Annotated in this window: 11 protein-coding genes and 1 pseudogene; 5 read left to right on the top strand and 7 right to left on the bottom strand. The window is 40.3% G+C overall.

Annotated elements, in window-relative coordinates:
* Window positions 1-57 precede the first annotated feature (57 nt).
* Together HGR01_RS23095 and HGR01_RS23090 are read left to right on the top strand one after the other, a co-directional pair.
* Window positions 58-3,429, top strand: a complete 3,372-nt coding sequence (locus HGR01_RS23095; protein ID WP_045873191.1) for a hybrid sensor histidine kinase/response regulator — start codon at window positions 58-60, stop codon at window positions 3,427-3,429.
* Window positions 3,426-5,261: a GGDEF domain-containing response regulator gene (locus HGR01_RS23090; protein ID WP_045873190.1), complete on the top strand. Its 1,836-nt coding sequence runs from the start codon at window positions 3,426-3,428 to the stop codon at window positions 5,259-5,261. Before HGR01_RS23095 ends, HGR01_RS23090 begins: the two co-directional genes overlap by 4 nt.
* Window positions 5,262-5,532: 271 nt before the next feature.
* On the opposite strand, the gene HGR01_RS23085 is transcribed toward HGR01_RS23090, so the two are convergent.
* From HGR01_RS23085 to HGR01_RS23070, 4 genes are all read right to left on the bottom strand, one after another.
* Window positions 5,533-5,880 carry a carbon dioxide-concentrating mechanism protein CcmK gene (locus HGR01_RS23085; RefSeq protein WP_045873189.1) on the bottom strand — a complete coding sequence of 116 codons (348 nt, stop codon included), beginning with the start codon at window positions 5,878-5,880 and terminating at the stop codon, window positions 5,533-5,535.
* A gap of 86 nt (window positions 5,881-5,966) precedes the next feature.
* Window positions 5,967-6,278: a carbon dioxide-concentrating mechanism protein CcmK gene (locus HGR01_RS23080; protein ID WP_045873188.1), complete on the bottom strand. Its 312-nt coding sequence runs from the start codon at window positions 6,276-6,278 to the stop codon at window positions 5,967-5,969.
* Between the two features lie 73 nt (window positions 6,279-6,351).
* A complete protein-coding gene (locus tag HGR01_RS23075; RefSeq protein WP_155539532.1) occupies window positions 6,352-6,522 on the bottom strand; it encodes a hypothetical protein in 171 nt (56 codons plus the stop codon).
* A gap of 10 nt (window positions 6,523-6,532) precedes the next feature.
* A complete protein-coding gene (locus HGR01_RS23070) occupies window positions 6,533-7,063 on the bottom strand; it encodes a biotin carboxylase (RefSeq protein ID WP_369792191.1) in 531 nt (176 codons plus the stop codon).
* A 311-nt stretch (window positions 7,064-7,374) separates the two neighbouring features.
* Between HGR01_RS23070 and HGR01_RS23065 the strand changes: the two genes are divergently transcribed.
* Together HGR01_RS23065 and HGR01_RS23060 are read left to right on the top strand one after the other, a co-directional pair.
* A complete protein-coding gene (locus HGR01_RS23065; protein ID WP_045873187.1) occupies window positions 7,375-7,986 on the top strand; it encodes a hypothetical protein in 612 nt (203 codons plus the stop codon).
* A 20-nt stretch (window positions 7,987-8,006) separates the two neighbouring features.
* A complete protein-coding gene (locus HGR01_RS23060) occupies window positions 8,007-8,981 on the top strand; it encodes an alpha/beta fold hydrolase (RefSeq protein ID WP_045873186.1) in 975 nt (324 codons plus the stop codon).
* A 208-nt stretch (window positions 8,982-9,189) separates the two neighbouring features.
* Here HGR01_RS23060 and HGR01_RS23055 read toward each other — a convergent pair whose 3' ends face one another.
* Window positions 9,190-9,654: a cupin domain-containing protein gene (locus HGR01_RS23055; protein ID WP_052335349.1), complete on the bottom strand. Its 465-nt coding sequence runs from the start codon at window positions 9,652-9,654 to the stop codon at window positions 9,190-9,192.
* 572 nt (window positions 9,655-10,226) lie between these two features.
* Between HGR01_RS23055 and HGR01_RS23050 the strand changes: the two are divergent.
* Window positions 10,227-10,472 (top strand): annotated as a pseudogene (locus HGR01_RS23050) (Gfo/Idh/MocA family oxidoreductase); the annotation flags it as partial.
* 199 nt (window positions 10,473-10,671) lie between these two features.
* On the opposite strand, the gene HGR01_RS23045 reads toward HGR01_RS23050, so the two are convergent.
* Together HGR01_RS23045 and HGR01_RS23040 are read right to left on the bottom strand one after the other, a co-directional pair.
* Window positions 10,672-12,726 carry a DUF4114 domain-containing protein gene (locus HGR01_RS23045; RefSeq protein ID WP_045873184.1) on the bottom strand — a complete coding sequence of 685 codons (2,055 nt, stop codon included), beginning with the start codon at window positions 12,724-12,726 and terminating at the stop codon, window positions 10,672-10,674.
* 965 nt (window positions 12,727-13,691) lie between these two features.
* A complete protein-coding gene (locus HGR01_RS23040; protein ID WP_045873183.1) occupies window positions 13,692-16,583 on the bottom strand; it encodes an alkaline phosphatase family protein in 2,892 nt (963 codons plus the stop codon).
* Window positions 16,584-17,090 lie beyond the last annotated feature (507 nt).

Here is a 17,090-nt window from a genome sequence, read left to right as displayed (position 1 = left end):
GTAATTTATATGGCAAGAAGACCCATAGGTTAACAATGGGGATCAAATTACACCACAATGTTATCTAAACTTCATCACGTCAAATCTCTCAACCGCTTATTTGAACAGGCCTATATCAATAGGATGCCCTTCAAATCTATATTAATTGTGCCTTTGGTGTTGCAATTTTGTGGATCGGTAGGACTGATAGGCTATGTGTGGTTGCATAGTAGACAAGAAGCGGTAAAAGATCTGGCAATTCAGTTAGAAAAGGAAATCTGCGATCGCATTGAACACCACCTCGAACAACACTTAATTACTCCCCAGCAAATTAACCAAGTTAACTGGGATTTGATGCAGGTAGGTTTGCTCAAGCATACTGATGTGGAAGCAACCGAAAATTACCTGGGGAAACAAATGCAGTTTTTTCATATTCATTACAATAAATTTGCCAACCCCAAAGGTGAATTTATCGGTGTTCAAAGGCTAGATAACGGTAGACTCTTGATTAAGGAGGTTTCTCAAAAAAAGGGTATTGGTAAACTGTATGTTTATGCCACAGATAGCCAAAAAAATCATACCCATCTTCAAGAAGTCAAAAATTACGATCCTCGCCTAGAAACTTGGTATATCAATGCAGTGAATCTGGGGAAGCCATACTGGAGTCAAATTTCGGCATGGGAGAAGAAACCAGAAGTTTTATCTATCTCTTCGAGTTCACCACTTTACGATCACACTCATAAGCTAGTAGGAGTGGTGGGTATAGATTTAATTTTGTCACATATTAGAAATTTTTTAGGTAACTTAAACGTTGGGCAAGGAGGAAGAATCTTTATTTTGGAGCGTTCTGGGCTAATAGTAGCTGACTCCAAAAATCAACCACCATACAGTATGATTCAAGGTCAGGCAAAACGGTTATTAGCAGTAGATAGTCAAGATGAATTAATCAAATTGACCACAGAATATTTACTCAAACGTTTTGGCAGTCTAGGATTCATTGTTGGTAAACAACAGATTAGCTTTTCCACCACACAAGGACGTTATTTTGTACAGGTAAAAAATTGGCGCGACGATATTGGCTTGGATTGGTTGATTGTCGTAGTAGTTTCCGAAGCCGATGTCATCCAACAAATTAATGCTAACAACAACACTTCTTTTTTATTATCTATAGCCGCCTTTTTAGCGGTTACCCAATTAGGTATTTTAACTACTCGTTGGCTGCTCAAGCAAATTCTGCGATTAAATCAATCAACCAAAAAAATTACTTCCAGCATCTGGGAGCCAACAGGAGAAATTTCTCCAGTCAAAAAACTCGGGATACTGACTTACCCATTTAATTATATGGAAAAGCAACTGCAAAGGTCGATTACTACCTGGCAAGCAAAACAGAGATTTTTAAATAAAAGCTTAGGGAACAGTCAGATTCAACCTAGTAAATTATTAGCAGTCACACCAGTAGAAATAGCTCATCATGCTCATATGAATTACATTAGTCAACAAATGCTGGCTGAAGGAATGGTAGCTGAATTTTCTGCTGAACAATTATTAGAAATTTATCGGATTTATCTGGCTGAAACTAAGCAGCAAAACCGCAGTGGTGATGGTAAGCGGCTGGTTGTTAGAGAACGCCTGTCTGGTTTAAGAGCATTACCAGGGGAAAGTATCAACTTAGATAATTTAGAAATTCCCCAACCACAACAGATGATTGCACCAGAGGCTTTAACAATGCCCATCATGGGAGAATCAGAGCAGATTGATTTAGCGATCGCCACTGCTACTGATATTACCCAAGGCAAACAAGCCGACAGATTATTAGCAGAATACAATCGCCTGTTAGAATCACAAGTCAAAAAACGTACCCAAGAACTGCTCAAGGTAATTCAAAAGCTGCAAACTACCCAAAAACAGCTGATTCAATCCCAAAAAATTGCCGCTAGAGGCAGAATCGCTGCTGAACGGGCAAACCGTGCTAAAAGCCAATTTCTAGCTAACATGAGCCATGAATTACGTACCCCACTGAACGCTATTTTGGGATTTGCCCAAGTCATGAGCCATGACAGTTCTTTATCGGCTGAACATCAAGAAAATTTAGCCATTATCAATCGTGCTGGCGAGCATCTCCTCAATTTAATTAACGACATTTTGGAGATGTCGAAAATCGAAGCTGGCAAAACGACCTTGAATATCAACAGTTTTGACTTTATTCGATTTTTAGGCAACTTGGAAGAAATGTTGCGTTTCCGGGCTGCTGCCAAAGATTTACAGTTGGTATTTGAATATGCGCCGAATATTCCCCAATATGTGCAAACAGATGAAAGCAAACTGCGGCAGGTCTTGCTCAATCTCTTGGGTAATGCCATTAAGTTTACTCAACAAGGTATAGTGACACTGCGCGTCAGGCTGGAGTCTGGAGATTGGGGAATAGAAAACGAGCATCAATCTTGCCAATCGTTAATTTTTGAAATTCAAGATACTGGCCCTGGGATTGCACCGCAAGAAATAGATTTATTATTTGAAGCCTTTGGGCAAACCGAAACTGGCAGAAACTCCCAACAGGGAACAGGGCTAGGCTTGGCAATTAGCCGCAAATATGTGCAACTCATGGATGGCGATATTACTGTAACTAGTACTTTAGGGGAGGGTAGTAAATTTACCTTTGATATTCAAATTCACCCCGCCTCAGCCAGCGAAGTCAAACAGCAACAATGTCAAGACCAAATCGTTGGTTTAGCACCAGGTCAACCAGAATACCGCATTTTGGTAGTTGACGATGCTAGAGATAATCGGCTGGTACTAGTGAAATTACTGACATCCATAGGATTTGTCGTGAAGGAGGCGACAAACGGACAAGAAGCGATCGCGCAATGGATGGAATGGCAACCCCATCTGATTTTTATGGATATGCGGATGCCAGTTATGGATGGTTATGAAGCCACAAGAGTGATCAAAGCTCAAGAAAAAAATTATTTCAATCCACTCTTGCAACTAGCTTGCCAATGCTCCACAATGCCTCTGGGCATCAATAGCAATACTATTATTATTGCTTTGACTGCTAGTGCCTTTGAGGAAGAACGACAGAACATCCTCTCAACAGGTTGTGATGATTTTATTCGCAAACCATTTACCAAAGAAGTCTTACTCAAAAAAGTCAGCGAACATCTAGGTGTAGAATATATCAATCAAGTAGATAGCTTACAAACAGCAGTTATCAATCCAACAACAGAAATATTTTCCACAGAAGCTGAACTTATGTGGCATTTATCACAGATGTCACCGCAGTGGTTAGCTAATATACGTCATGCTGCAGCTAGCTGTAGCGATGACATGATTTTGCAGTTGCTTGAGCAAATCCCCCCAGAAAAAAGCCCCTGTTTTCAACTGCTGCGGGATTTAGCTAACAACTATCAGTTTGAAAAAATTATGGAATTACTTACAACAAACGCAGAATGAACTACGAGCGGTTAGAACCTGACAAAAAAGATATCCTGCTCATTGATGATATGGCAGATAATCTCCGAGTTTTATCCTCGCTCCTGACTAGAGAAGGATATAACGTCCGTAAAGCTTTGAACTGGCAAATGGCTTTGACTGCTTGCCAAACAGTCTTGCCAGACTTGATATTACTAGATATTATGATGCCAGAAGTTGATGGCTACGAAGTCTGTCAACGTTTGAAAGCCTGGGATATGACTACAAATATTCCGGTAATTTTTATTAGTGCCTTAGATGATGTTTTCGATAAAATCAAAGCCTTTCAGGTAGGAGGTGTAGATTACATCACTAAACCTTTTGAATTGCAAGAAGTATTAGTTCGCGTACAAAATCAACTGGCACTCAGATCTGCACAACTAGAAATAATCAAGCTCAACATTGAACTTGAAGAAAGAGTCAAACAACGTACTTGGGAGCTAGAGAACGCATTACACAAGCTCCAAGACGAAGTTACTTCGCGCCAACAATTACAAAGTAAACTGCTAGATTTAGCATTGCACGATTCTCTAACTGGTTTAGCCAACCGAGTTTTATTTATTAGGCGCGTAGAGAAAGCCTTAAACAGAGCCAAACAAAATTCTGATTATCAATTCGCTCTACTTTATTTAGACTGCGATCGCTTTAAAGTTGTCAATGATTCTTTAGGTCATTTAGTAGGAGATGAATTACTATTAGCCATTGCTCACCGCCTCAAAATATCGTTAAGAGAAAATGATACTCTGGCCAGATTGGGTGGTGATGAATTTGGTATTTTGCTAGAAGACCCCACAAATATGAATATGGTATTGGAAGTTGCGGAAAATATTCTGCAGCAGCTATCACTGCCATTTAAACTGACTAGATATGAAGTATTTATGAATGCCAGTATTGGCATTGCTTGGGGTAATAAAGAATACGATATTCCCGAATATTTACTCCGCGATGCTGACACAGCCATGTATCGGGCCAAGGCTTTAGGGAGAGCCAGGTATCACGTTTTTGACCCGATCATGTATCAAGAAGCTATCCAACTTTTAGAGCTAGAAAATGATTTACGCAGAGCTGTAGCTAGACAAGAATTTATTGTTTACTATCAACCCATAGTTTCCCTCTATACAGGTAAAATCGCTGGTTTTGAAGCCCTAGTCCGGTGGAAACATCCCCAGCGGGGACTAATTCCACCTTCCGATTTTATTCCGGTAGCAGAAGAAACAGGTTTGATTAGTGATATCAACACCTGGGTATTGCAATCAGCTTGCCAACAATTACATTTGTGGGAAAATCACCCAGAAATTACCCAACCCATTACGATGAGTGTCAATTTAAGTGCGCGGATGTTTTCACAACCCAACTTAATTGCTCAAATTGATGAAATTCTTTATGAAACCAAAGTCAATCCCGAGAACTTAGAACTAGAAATTACAGAAAGCGTAATTATGGAGAATATTCATGCTGTGAAAACAATTCTCCAGCAATTACAAGAGCGTCGCATTAAATTAGTGATGGATGATTTTGGTACAGGTTATTCTTCTTTAAGTTACCTGCATAGCTTTCCACTGAGTGCGCTAAAAATTGACAAGTCATTTGTCAAACGGATGCAGGAAAATCAAGAAGACATGGGTTTAGTGCCGGCTATGATTGGGATTGCAGACTCAATGGGCATGAGAACGATCGCAGAAGGTGTGGAAACTAGAGAACAGTTAGACCAATTGAGAAGCTTAAACTGTGAATTTGCTCAAGGATTTCTGTTTTCTCAACCAATAGAACAGCAATCAGTCATCCATTTACTCACCAAAGCACCTCAATGGTAATTCTGTTATCAGCAGCTATCACGAAAGTACCTACACTTGCACTAGTTGTAAGTGTAGGCCGCTTTGACATCTAAACAATCAATTATGCCAATTTTGGGAATTAACAGGACTCTTTCTTTCCCTTGCTCCCTGTCACGCCAGTCGCCTCTCCTGTCGGAGACGCTACGCGTAGCTTGCTTAAGCGCAGGGGTACAAGTCGGCAAACAAACCCCTCCACGACGCTGGCTCCCCTGCCTAAATGCGTTAGGATACTTTTTGAGTTGTCAATCCCTTACCGCCCGTTACCTCTGATGATGGGGTTTTCTACAGATTCCCGATATTGTTGTACTGCTTCTGTATAACCAATAGGTAAAACAGTTTCAACGTTTTCATGGGGACGAGGAATAATCACCCAAGATTCCAAAGTTCCACCATAAACATTTTCCGCTGCTTCCACACCAGCCGCCATCGCGGTTTTAACTTCAGAAACATCGCCACGAATATTGACTGTAAAACGAGCGCTACCTACTCTGATATAACCAACAAGGGTAACTCGACCGGCTTTTACCATCGCATCGGCTGCGGCTAAAACAGCAGGAAAACCCTTAGTTTCTAATGCTCCAACTGCCTGTAGTGACATTAACAATCTCCTGTATGAATTAACTTATGTGGCGCTACAAGTTACATTGTACGAAGCTTAACCACAAATTTTTATGATGAACTTGTTTAGAAGATACGGAAAGGTTCAGATTCTTCAGTAAAGTGGATCGGAAGGATGGTTTCCACATTTTCTGGAGGATTGGGAACGATGTAATGGGTGATAACTGTACCAGCCTTTACTTGTTCTCCAGCAGCAATTCCTGCTTCCACTGCTGTTCTAACTTCAGCAACTTGTCCCCGAACTGCAACCAACAGGCGAGCGCTTTCCGCTTGCCCATAATACACTAGTGTGACTGCCGCAGATTTAACCATTGCATCTGCCGCTGCCAAGACTGAAGGAAAACCTAAAGTTTCAATTACGCCAACCGCCATCGGCATGGCTACACTCTCCTGAGTTAAGCATAAGTGATATCAATTGTACGAGGCTTTAGTCCCAATTTTGACATTTGCCTCAACTTTCTTGCATACTTGGGGCATTGGGCATGGGGTAATTGGTAAAATGTTGTCCGCAGGCGATCGCATTCAACAAAATATTTTCGTTACCTGTGGCTCGCTCAAGGGACAATAACTCTAAAATTGCTCTCCAATTTTTTATCCCCAGAGGGGGCCCCGAGTTCCCCATTCCCTATCCCTTATTTCCGCACCTGACCGCTAAACCCAGCAGCCTTAAACTGCTTCAGCTTTAATGGAGTGGGTTGATTTGCAGGTACAGAGATTCTTAATTCAAAATCGCTCACACCTGGGGGAATTTCGGCAATAGATCCCAAACGCGTGCGGTTTTGTAGCACTGGGTCGTTGTTAGCATCATAGATGCGTCCAAAAATATCTGCATCGTAGACGGTTTTATAAGTACCATTCTCGGCTTTGCCTGTAACAATAAAACAGTTAGCAGCCGCAGAACCGCTACTAATAACAGCACCTTCTGCTAATTCTGGCGGACAATCCTGATAAGAAATATCGAATAATTTAATTTGTGTCAGCGCTAAAGCTGGGGGAGTCAACACCAATAATAAAGCTCCCAAGAGGCAAGAAATAAATATTACCTTAATTGGTTTTAACCACACAGTTACTAAGCGTGCAATTAATTCCTTGAGCAAAGAGTAGTTTAGCTGACCTAAAGCTAGCAAATGAAACCAATAAGTGATGCGGCTGTTATTTTTCATATCTAAAAATAGTTGTAACGAAATCTCCGTAACATTGATACCAAAGACAGAATTTATGACTTCAGTAGGGTTGGCTATTAGGTAAAACAAAGCACATTAGTACTCATTTCTAGTTCCATACCCTGAAGGGTTGAGCATTGCTAAACGCTCATAGTTATAGGGCTACTCTGCACTACTGAATAATTCAGGACTTGGTAACTAAAACTGTTTTTAACCCCAGCTTACCTGAATTTCCTGACCAAAGATATTGGAGAGTTGCATTTCACTTTTGTAATAATTAGGGAAAACAACCCTTAACTTGCTATTAACTTATGACTCCGGATGAGATTCAAGCAGCTTTGCAAGCAGCCTTTAAAAGTTGTGATGCAGCCAGCTGTCCTCTCACTGATACGCAAAAACAGATATTACTGCAAGTGGTAGAGAAAATCCAAGGAAATTCTAAATTTGGGGTGTTAGAGATTGCTAATCCCTTGGATGAACTGACTTCAGAGGAATTGGCTGCATTTTTGCAGTTTGTGAGAACACAAGAAGCAGAAGACAAAATTTGGAAAACAAAATTACTTAACGATTGGTTGCACGAGAAAGACTCTGGAGAAGTACAATTTATCCGCGAACGCTATGGCGTACAGTGGCTAAATCGCGTTCAACCATATCATTTTGAAAAATATACTTATTGTGAAGATGCACTAAAGCTGAGAGTAGGCGATCGCATTGAAATTTCCAATGCTTTATGGGAATGGGTACAAGACGATGGCCCCTGTAAGCGAGAATGGTATTCCTGCGTAGTCTTGCAAGTTGATGAAACTAATAATGGCGATGATTGGGTTAGCAATTGTGTCGTCCGCTTCTATAACGGTACTGAATATGAAATTCAAGGAATTTACGAATGGAACCGTTATAATTGGCGCTGGTTAAAGAACTAACAAGACTACATATTTAAACAATGTTATCCTCTTTCAACAGTATTTTGCTGTTGGCTACAACTTGCTATGGTGCGATCGCTTGCTTAATGGAAAATCGTCAACCTCCACCAGGTAAACTGATTGATGTGGGTGGTTATAGCTTGCACCTTTACACTGCGGGCGAGTCTGGCCCCACAGTGATCGTAGAACACAGTTTAGGCGGTTTAGAAGGTTATTTACTGCTACCAGAGATAGCCAAACATACAAGGGTTTGCATCTACGATCGCGCTGGATACGGTTGGAGCGATCATAGTCCATATCCGCGCACTAGTGCCCAAATAGTTGCAGAACTGGATTATCTGCTGACTCAAGCAAATATTCAGCCACCCTATATTTTGGTGGGAAATTCTTTCGGTAGCTACAACGTGCGGCTGTATGCACAATACTTTCCCGAAAAAGTTATGGGAATGGTGCTTACCGATGGACTTCACGAAACCGCGATGCTGAAAATGCCCATCCCTTTACAGTTGTTGAAACTGTTTTTTTTATCAGGATTTGTGATGTCCTTTATTGGTTCCATTCTGGGTATTGTGCGATTACTCAAAGTCATGGGGGTATTTGAGTTAATCAAACGCGAGTTAATTAAATTTCCTAAATTGATTTTAAAACCAGTCAAGCGTTCTTTCTGCCGTCCCAAGCACTGGATAACGATGAGTCGAGAAATATTAAATTTAGATATTAGTAGCCGCCAGGTTGAACTAGCTAATTACTTTGATGCTTTACCCATAGTTAGTATTAAAGCCAAGACTTTTTTCCATCCTTCTCTTTGGGCTATATTTCTACCTATCAAGGCTGCTAATAAATTAAGAGAGCAGATGCATAGCGAAATCCTCAATTTATCTACAAATTGCGTACAAATTCAGGCTGAGAAAAGCGGACATTTTGTTTGGATAGACCAACCTGAAATCATTGTGAATGCGATTTTGAAGATTTTGAATACTGGCGATCGCAATTAGTGTTTAACTATTTACTATAGGACTCATATTTTAGTTTTAAAATCGCGTACGTAGGATGCGTTAGCGATAGCGTAACGCATCAAACCCAAAGCTTTTCGTGCGTTACGGCTTACTAAAATTTTTTCAAAAACTTCAGCAACAGATGTAAACTTCCAAACCCAAGAACATCTGGCTTTCCTAATTTTGAATTTTAAATTTTGAATTAGTATTAACTCTCTACTGGCTCTTGGTCAAATTGTCGCATCAATTGTAGGAGAGCATCTTTATCCGTTGGTTGTCCCTCCTTAAGCAGTTTAGCTAAACCCTCAAAATACTTTTCGCGTTCTCCTGCGGGACAAAACATAATTAATAACTTCGCAGGTCTGCTTCCTGGATTGCTAAATGTATGAGGAGTTCCTGGAGGAACTAATACAAAAGCTCCTGGTAGACCCTGTATTGTTTGCTCACCAACTATAATTTCTACTTCTCCTTCTAAAACATAAAACATTTCTTCCATCTGGCGATGAATATGCAATATGGGTGCGGTTCCCCCAGGTTGTATCAAGTTTTCAAACAATCCCAAGTGACCGTTAGTATCAGTCCCAATAACTTTGAAGGTCACTTGGCTGTCACCAATGATTAAGTGATTACCTTCTCCTGGCGCTAATATAATTTCTTTAATTGGTAAAGTCATATCAACTCCTGTATTGTGAGATTTCTATTTTTATAATTCTAATGAATGAAGAATTATATATCTTCAGCCCCTTAGATATTCGAGCATCCATCTAGAGACTAATTTTTTCACTAATTAACAACAATCTGGTTATTTATACTGACAAAATTTTATTAATATTGATAAAAATAAATGCAATACATAGATTGCAGTTTATGCTAGCGCAGAACATCATTGATAATCTCACAGTAAAATCCCAAATGGTAGCAGCTACCTGAATCAATCGGTAGGAGGATGGAGCTAAGACTGTAAATTTTTAACTTTAAAATAAGTGACAACTTTTTAGTGATGTAGAAAATTCCAGCTGGGCAAAACCTACTCCAAATGATCAAACCTTTGCAACATTGTCAGGGTAGAAATCAGTTTGGACTTCTTTGCTTATAGGAAATATCTGACAGCATACTCAATAACTGTAGATGAAAGAATGTTGTTTGCTCATCTTGATTTTGACTTTGTAGCTAGTGCCCAACCTATCAACATCGCTATCAAGTAGCAATTGTTTAAAGCTCAGTAATCTATCAGGAGATTGGTAAATGACAGCTACAAATGGGAAGCCCAAAATTCGTTACGCAGTTATAGGACTAGGTTGGATTGCTCAAGAAACTGTGCTACCTGCTTTTGCTCAAACTGAAAATTCGCAATTAGTGGTATTATTTTCTGAAGACCAAGTTAAGAGTGACGAACTAGGTAAACAATATGGAGTCAAAGCTTTCTCTTACGAAGAGTACGACAATTGCTTAAGAAGTGGCGAAATTGATGTAGTTTACATTGCTTTGCCCACGGTTCAGTTAAGGTTGAAGAAGGCAGATAAATGTAGGTTGGGTTGAACGAAGTGAAACCCAACAAAGCGCCGAAAATGTTGGGTTTCGTTCCTCAACCCAACCTACGGCAAATCAGGTTTTTGACGCTAACTGAACTGTATTGATATATAAATATGGCGGGCAAATTGCCCGCCACCCAGTAGTTTTAGAAACGTTACTACGCAATAGTCAAATCAACTTTGACGATGACATCGTTATAATCCATATCGCCGCCGTTGGCTAAATCTTCAAAGCCAAAGGTGTTATTTCCTAATAGGCGAATATGGTCAACTTTATCAGAGTTAGCACCCAAGAACGGGAAGTAAATAGCTGGATCGTTATTGGCATTATTATCTAAAAATGCGTCAATTTTGCCATCTACAATAATAAATGGTACAAAGACAGAACCACCTTGAAAACTGCCGTTAAAAGTTGCTGTACCTTGGTTATCAACTGTTAAGTCAATGCCTCCAACTCTACCACCAATAGCAGCTTGAGTATAACCAGTTTGTCCGGGTAGTAAATCTGCTTTACCGTCGCCATTGGTGTCAATACCACCTTTCTCATCAACTGCTTTAAAGAAACCAATATAGTTATTGAATTTAGCTTCTCGATGCAGTTCAAAGCTGGCTTTTACTTGTTGGGTGACACTGCGTAAATCAATACATTCACCTTGAGACTGGCTTTGCTGACTTGTACCTAAAGATAGGGATTCATTTGTGGTTTGAATCTGGACAATCAAATCTTGGAAACTAGTAGTGCTACTACCAGAACCATCTTGCCAAGCCAGAGAAAAACTATTAGAGCCTAAGTCTGTAATTTTTTGGGTTGTACTACCAGAAAATAGTATATCTGCAATCGAATTTTTACCATTCTTTACACCATCAATGGTGCCATTTTTTACTAAATAGAATCTGATATTCTCTCCAGAACTAAATTCTAGTAAGCTCTTGATGCTATTGATATTAAAGCCATTGGGACGATTGGCGATCGCAGAGAAAATTACTTTTGCACGAGCTAAAGCGGCTTCAGCATAACCTGCGGCACCTGGCGCAATTCCGTTAATTCTCCCTTGAGTATCGTCAACAACAAATACTCCCAGTTCGTTGACAGATTTAGAATTGTAGCCTGTGAGATTGACTTTCAATCTGGCTTTATCACTCTCGCCTCTGATGGTGAAGACATCACCATCAGTAGTACACTCTAAAGATTTTTTATCGTCATCGATAATGGTTCCTTGGGCTGTACCTTGAGTAGAACTGACGATGGCTTGATTGGTGGGATTGCTTAAAGTTACGGTGAAAGTCTCATCTTTTTCTACCAATGAGTCCTGTATTGTCTCAACTGTAAAGGTTTTTTGGGTTTCTCCTGTTTTAAAGGTGAGGGTTTCAGTTTTCGCTTTAAAGTCTGTGTCACTGGCTGTATCCCCTGTTTTTTTCGATGTAGATACAGTCACGCTTTGCTCAAGTTGTGCACCTGCAAAGCGAGTTACAGTGAAAGCGATCGCATTTCCTTCTCCAGCTGAAGCATTAGTAATCGAGAAAATCGCTACGGATAAATCAAAGTCATCGGCGGTGAGAGTGTTGGCTTGGACATTTCTTAAAATGCCTAAATCTTTTAATGCACCATTGATTGTGGCTCTAATTACCGTATCTGGGCCTGGTTGCCCATTTACTAAAATCTGCTCTATTTTTAAGTCTTGAAAACTCTTAACTTCGGGGATGGTGGTAATCTGGATTTTATCTTCACCCTTGGTAAAGTCCAAGACTTCTACAGGAACATCGGGAACACCTTGACTAGTCAGGTCAAAGATATCATTGCCCGCACCGCCTGTAAATTTGCCACCCTTTTTACCAGCATAGAGGGAATCATTACCATCGCCTCCTCGGAGAAAGTTAAGACTACCCTCAATGATCCACAGTTGATCGTCTCCAAGGGCACCCTCCAGTGTATTATTATTGCCCTCCACGATAAACAGCTCATCGTTGTCATCTCCCCCATCCAGGCTATTTGAGCCTCCAATCCCAACAGCATATAAGCTGTCTTTGCCAGCACCACCTTTGAGAGTGTCTTTAGTGTTTCCATAAAGTTTATCGTTACCAGGCCCACCATCAAGGGTATTACTCCCTTGCCCAGCCTCAGCATCTAATGTGTCATTTCCTTCAAGGCCAAATACTTGGTCATTAATATTGCCAAATAACTCATCTGGATTAGCAGTACCGTTAATAATCATGATTATATTTTTACTTAGGTGTATTTTAGGAAAACAGGTTTATTTTATCACCTCTATTTAGCTAATGTTGACCATCACATAGACGCTACAACTCGTCTAAAAACGATACATTAGCATACTTAGAAATTCCATTATAGATCCTGTGATAATTTGATAATTTAGGCTTGATATTGTTCAATTATGCAGCTAAAGCTGTTGCTAGATAGGATTTATGCGGGTTGACTCAGTAATGTGTTGTATTCATAAAATTTAATTATTAATCGATCCAAAAGCTGAGAAACTGATACCCTCACTTCTGGGTGATATTATTACAACTTAATTAATTTTTTTTGTAACAAATTTTAAGCTATTAATGTAAGGTTATTTGCTGCCAGGGGGTTGAATATCATTTCTGGGAATGAAGATAACTCAGTATTTTCTACTTTCTACAAAGTATCAATAGCTAACGGTGAAAGCGACATAACATTTAATACTTCTACTTAAATGCTTTTATAGTCAAATAGCAATATTGATGATATCGCCACTCCAAACAACCTAAGCAGCAGCCTTACCCGACGTTGATTGAGATGTTTACCGTTGCAGGCGATCGCAAAACCATCCCCAGTGAGCAAAGAGGAAAACAGCAAATCACTGCAAGAGGTAATTCGAGTATCTAATCTTTAAGAAAGGTTATCAAAAAGTTAAGCCGAGAAAATTCTAGTTTTGGCAAACCGACAATCTCAAAAGATATTCAATCTACAGCATAGACCTGTGACATTATCTAAAAAATTAGTGGCAGTTAATTATTCCTTAACCTTTCATCTCTATCAAGTAATTATTGATAGACAACTGTTCAATTTTTTTCATATTAAGATGAGGTTAATAAAACATGAAAAGGCGAGGGAGTAGTATTCCCTCGCTAGGAAAAAAGAAGTACAGCTTAGATAAATTCTAGCTATTTTTTTCTCTTGATTTGCAGATGCAAATTAAACCACACTAGCAGCAAACACAAAGTTATTTGCTGTAAGAGTATTTGCTGTAGTTCCTATTAAATAAACTAATTCTGAACTACCGACTTTCACCAAAGTATCACTACCTTGTTGTAACAACGTCAAGTCACTGAACTTACTAGCTTGTGTAATACCACCCAACCCAATCACATCAACTCCTGGGGTAAAGTCAGTAACAATGTTCTTGCTAGTAGGTAGACTACCATTAGCAATCCAGAATTGATCTGCATCAGCGCCACCAGTCAGGCGGTTACCACCACCAGCACCAGCAAATAACACATCATCACCATCGCCACCAACTATGATGTCATTGGTATTGGAAAAGAGTTTGTCATCGCCGGAACCACCATAGAGGCGGTTATTTTTACCGTTACTGGTAATGGTGTCGTTACCGGAACCACCAAACAGCAATTGACCAGAACCTTCGACAACTTTGAGGGTATCAGCACCAGCAGAACCAAATAGGTTATTGCTACCATTGGCTTCGACTACTGTGAGTTCGTCGTTACCAGCACCACCATCAGCGTTGGTATTGCTAGCAGGGCCAGTCACACCGACATAAACTTGATCGTCACCATTTCCAGTAGATATATAAGAATTACTACCCGCAAACACAGTATCATCACCATTTCCAGCAATGATGATGTTGTTTTTAGTGGAATCTACCGTATCTGCGCCATCACCTGTGAATAATATTTGTCCTGGTTTAGCAGTGATATTATCGCTGTTGCTAGAACCAAATTGAATATCTGGTGGTAGTCCCTGAAGTCCCACAGTGCGATCGCTAAATCCTGCGGCTGTAAAGTACTGAGTATTACCTACAGTTTGATAATTCAGGATTGTTGTTTGACCGTTAGCAGCCGCGTCAGAAATTGAAGTTCCTGTAGTATAGGCAACTGTATCAGGCCCGCCTACCAATGCTTCTGTAATTGCGCGTCCTTTTAAATCGCCAATGCTAGGAATATTGAAACCCAGAATTTTAGCTAGTGTGGGTGCAACATCAGCATTACTCACAGGCGCAGAATCTACATAACTCGCTTTAAAGTCAGGGCCGATCGCTTCCATATTATTGAAAGTATCACCGCGACCAAAGCTGCCATGCATCCCTTGTCCTTGCTGGAGAGTCGTGTCAGCAACTTCTACTTGCGCTTGAGGATCGTTAGGATTATTCGGGTTGGTGCTAAAGGTTTTGAAGTTAATGACAATCGAAGGAGTAGGAAGTTCTGAAGTACCTACCAACCCAATAGTGCTAAGTTTGAGTGCCCCAGGAATATCACCAAAAGTATCATCAGTAAAAATACCACTGATGTAATCTTTTTGTGCCAAGAACGAAACCATCTTAGCCACTAAGGCCTTATCCTTGCTGGGAACATACAGCAAATCTGAGCCACCGTTCGCAGCAACTACGACTTGGGTATTAGGGTCAATTACACCATTGACAACCTTGCCACTACCACCAATAACACCATTACCGCTGAGAGGGTTTTGACCTGCGGTTGGGTCAACTACGCTGTACTGAATATTATTGATATTAGCGGTAGTAACAGGGGCTGTGGGTTTATTAGGATCGTAGAGAGTCGCGCCAAGGTCATGGGCGAGGTCGATCGCTACAAAACCAGGGGGTAAAAATCCAGCGTGAACAGTCGGAGTCTTCGCACCAGTAGTAGCATCTACTGTGTAATAGCTCAAGGATGCAGCATAGCTAGTTGTGTTGATGTAGGTTGGTGTACCTGCGGCATCAAATTTTACCCCTACAGCCTGCTTACTGATTGTCGAAAACCCGTGGTCGGCTGTCACAAAAATATCTGTATTTTCGTAGAGCGTATGACCAGGATTTGCCGGGTCTGGTGTCGCCTTCAAATAATCAATAATCTGCTTTAAGTTGGCATCAGCATCTTGAATACCCTTCTTGGAAGTAGGGCCATTGATACCAATGGTGAGGGAGTTGTTGCCAGGATCAGCAGGGTTAAAGGCATCACCATTGTTGTGTTGAGTACCATCAGGATCTCTAGACCAATAAACTAGGGCAAATCCTGGGGAATTTTTGCTAGCAATGTCAGCCACAAACTGAGGTAGGACAGCTTTGGTAGTAGCGTCTGCAAAGTATTGCTGTTGTTGAGCATTAGGATTCAGGGTTCCGGCTGTTGTTAAGCTCCCCGCAGGCTGATTGCTTCTGATGCTACCGATAGTAGTGGCTACAGTGGTTGTACCGGGGACATTTTGACCAATCAAACCCGCATTATTCAGGTCAGTTGCGATCGCTTGGCTCAATGGAATTGCACTTTGTGAACCAACACTGTTAACAGGTGGATTTGTAGCGTTAGCAATGCTGTTGATATATGTGCTGTCATCGATGATGACAGTCTCAGGCGTAATATTCGGAGTTGTAGTTCCACCAGTACGGCTATTTTGAGTAACATCTTGAATTGCTACTGGCCCAAGCTTACCAATCGCCGCTGTAGAATACCCACTAGCACGGGCATAAGCTAGAAGTGATTCTTCTGTCAGGAAGTTATTTTTGCTGAAACTGGTATCTGGATCGGCAAGATTAGAATTGGCATTGAGATCAGCAAGGATCGGATCGTTTTCAATAAATGGTGTAACACTACCATTGGAGTTCATTACTGGATAACCAGTATATACAGTGTTGCTGAAATCACCCGTATCACCGAGGTAATGTCCAGTTGCGATCGCAGAAGCATTCGGAGTGGTAAATGTAGGGAATAGGGAATGACTGTTAGTAAAATTAACTCCCTGCTGACGGATGCTATATAAAGTTGGTGTATCAGTAGCGTTTACAGAACCATTTCGTAAACCATCAGCAACAAAAATAATCACATTTCTACCGTTGCTGTTTGTATCAGCCATGCCTCATACTCCTTAAGTATTTGTTTTTGCAATTCATCAGGAGATTGGGTAGCTAACTATAGTCCTAGTGAGGTTTCATAGTAAATTTAATTGCCAACATCAGCTAGCAATGTTTTGTGTGTATTTTTCCATCAAATTAGGGTAATAGCCAGAGATAAATGCAGATTTTTGGCTTTTATATCCCTGTTTGCTCAGAATTTTAGTAACACACCTTGATAGGACTAAGTTATTAATTACTCCTAGCTCCCGATGTCAAATTTCAACTTTTTGACTAGATAGCCAGACTTAAGTAGTAATTGGCGACAAAATGCTTTCAATCCACATTCAAGGCTTTTCCAGAAATAATCCATTTGGTGAATAAAGCTGCACAGCACATATTCATATACAGGATAAAATGCCTATCCATTAAAAAATTTGGATTATGATTTTCTGGAATCTTCTAAATTAATGTGGACAAATAATATGGGGTAATTTTAGTTACTAAATACCAAAAATAATAGCTCAAAG

The organism is Tolypothrix sp. PCC 7712 (assembly GCF_025860405.1).
In the GTDB taxonomy this organism is placed as follows: Bacteria; Cyanobacteriota; Cyanobacteriia; order Cyanobacteriales; family Nostocaceae; genus Aulosira; species Aulosira diplosiphon.
The sequence above is the reverse complement of the archived record's forward strand: the minus strand, read 5'-3'. Positions and strand labels throughout refer to the sequence as shown.

Excerpts from the sequence above, each read along its gene's own strand:
- HGR01_RS23095 (WP_045873191.1), top strand. The coding sequence starts at position 58 with ATGTTATCTAAACTTCATCACGTCAAATCTCTCAACCGCTTATTTGAA.
- HGR01_RS23090 (WP_045873190.1), top strand. The coding sequence starts at position 3,426 with ATGAACTACGAGCGGTTAGAACCTGACAAAAAAGATATCCTGCTCATT.
- HGR01_RS23085 (WP_045873189.1), bottom strand. The coding sequence starts at position 5,880 with ATGTCACTACAGGCAGTTGGAGCATTAGAAACTAAGGGTTTTCCTGCT.
- HGR01_RS23080 (WP_045873188.1), bottom strand. The coding sequence starts at position 6,278 with ATGCCGATGGCGGTTGGCGTAATTGAAACTTTAGGTTTTCCTTCAGTC.
- HGR01_RS23075 (WP_155539532.1), bottom strand. The coding sequence starts at position 6,522 with ATGGGGAACTCGGGGCCCCCTCTGGGGATAAAAAATTGGAGAGCAATT.
- HGR01_RS23070 (WP_369792191.1), bottom strand. The coding sequence starts at position 7,063 with ATGAAAAATAACAGCCGCATCACTTATTGGTTTCATTTGCTAGCTTTA.
- HGR01_RS23065 (WP_045873187.1), top strand. The coding sequence starts at position 7,375 with ATGACTCCGGATGAGATTCAAGCAGCTTTGCAAGCAGCCTTTAAAAGT.
- HGR01_RS23060 (WP_045873186.1), top strand. The coding sequence starts at position 8,007 with ATGTTATCCTCTTTCAACAGTATTTTGCTGTTGGCTACAACTTGCTAT.
- HGR01_RS23055 (WP_052335349.1), bottom strand. The coding sequence starts at position 9,654 with ATGACTTTACCAATTAAAGAAATTATATTAGCGCCAGGAGAAGGTAAT.
- HGR01_RS23045 (WP_045873184.1), bottom strand. The coding sequence starts at position 12,726 with ATGATTATTAACGGTACTGCTAATCCAGATGAGTTATTTGGCAATATT.
- HGR01_RS23040 (WP_045873183.1), bottom strand. The coding sequence starts at position 16,583 with ATGGCTGATACAAACAGCAACGGTAGAAATGTGATTATTTTTGTTGCT.